This window comes from Streptomyces sp. UH6, assembly GCF_013421635.1.
Classification (GTDB): Bacteria; Actinomycetota; Actinomycetes; order Streptomycetales; family Streptomycetaceae; genus Streptomyces; species Streptomyces abyssomicinicus.
Window position 1 is genome coordinate 1 of sequence record NZ_JACADT010001217.1, and the last position, 1,480, is coordinate 1,480.

The following is a 1,480-nucleotide window of genomic DNA, read 5'->3' on the forward strand; positions in this document are numbered from 1 at the left end:
GGGCGCGGGCGCGCAGCGCCTCCAGGGCGGCGAGCCGGTCCCGGCCCGCGAAGAGCGCGCGGGACAGGGCGAGCGCGGTGCGCCGCTCGTCGGCGGAGAGGTAGCGGTTGCGGCTGGAGAGGGCCAGGCCGTCCTCCTCCCGGACCGTGGGCACGCCGACGATCTCCACGCCGAAGTTCAGGTCTCGGACCATGCGGCGGATCAGCGCCAGCTGCTGGGCGTCCTTCTGCCCGTAGAAGGCGATGTCCGGGCGGGTGAGGTGGAGCAGTTTGCCGACGACGGTGAGCATGCCGTCGAAGTGGCCGGGACGGAAGGCGCCCTCGAGGCGCTCGCCCATCGGCCCGGCGGTGATCCTCACCTGGGGCTCGCCGCCGGGGTAGACCTCGTCGACCGACGGGGCGAAGACCACGTCGGCCCCGCAGGAGGCGGCGAGTTCCACGTCGGCGTCGAGGGTGCGCGGGTAGCGGTCGAGGTCCTCGCCCGCGCCGAACTGCAGCGGGTTCACGAAGACGGTGACCACGACCTCCCCCTGCGGGCCGGCCTTCTCGCGGGCCGCGCGGATGAGGGTGCCGTGCCCCTCGTGCAGGGCGCCCATGGTCATCACGACGGCGCGGCGACCGGTGCGGGGGCGGGCCGCCAGGTCGGCGGCGGTGTGCAGCAGCTCGGGCTTGCCGGCCTGGGTCATCGGGTGTCCTCCCCGTCGTCGCCGGTGGTCCCGTCCGTTCCACGGGGGCCGCCGGTGCGGTCCGTCGTGCCGTCGTGGCCGAGTACCCCGAGAAGGTCTTCGGCGAGTTCGGGCTTGAGCAGTCCCCTCGCGAGGGCGCGGTCGGCGGTGGCGCGGGCCATCGCCAGGTAGCCGGGCAGGGTCTGCGGAGCGTGCCGGCGCAGCTGCTCGATGTGGGCGGCGACCGTGCCCGCGTCGCCGCGGGAGACGGGGCCGGTCAGGGCGGCGTCACCGGAACGCAGCGCGTTGTCCAGGGCGGCACCGAGCAGCGGGCCGAGCATCCGGTCCGGGGCGCCCACTCCGGCGGCGCCGAGCAGTTCCATCGACTGGGCGACCAGGGTGATCAGGTGGTTGGAGCCCAGGGCCAGCGCCGCGTGGTAGAGCGGGCGGTTGCGTTCCTCGATCCACTCGGGCTCGCCCCCCATCTCCACCACCAGAGCCTCGGCGGCCAGCCGCAGCTGCTCCGGCGCGGTGACGCCGAAGGAGCAGCCCGCCAGGCGCTGCACGTCGACCGCGGTGCCGGTGAAGGTCATCGCGGGGTGCAGGGCGAGCGGGAGCGCGCCGACCCGCAGGGCCGGCTCCAGGACGCCGACGCCGTACCGGCCGGAGGTGTGCACGACCAGCTGGCCCGGGCGGATCGCGCCGGTCTCCGCGAGGCCCTGCACGAGTCCGGGCAGGACGTCGTCCGGGACGGTGAGCAGGACCAGCTCGGAGCGGGCCAGGACCTCGGCCGGAGTGACCAGCGGGACGTCCGGC

General features: G+C 75.4%; 2 protein-coding genes. Both read right to left on the minus strand.

The window, feature by feature from the left end; all coding sequences use genetic code 11:
- Window positions 1-685 (minus strand): pantoate--beta-alanine ligase (gene panC / locus HW445_RS30730; RefSeq protein WP_180224066.1); only part of this gene is annotated, 685 nt, incomplete at its 3' end.
- A partial coding sequence (locus HW445_RS30735) for a Rossmann-like and DUF2520 domain-containing protein (RefSeq protein WP_180224067.1) occupies window positions 682-1,480 on the minus strand: 799 nt, incomplete at its 5' end. The genes HW445_RS30735 and panC, both read right to left, overlap by 4 nt.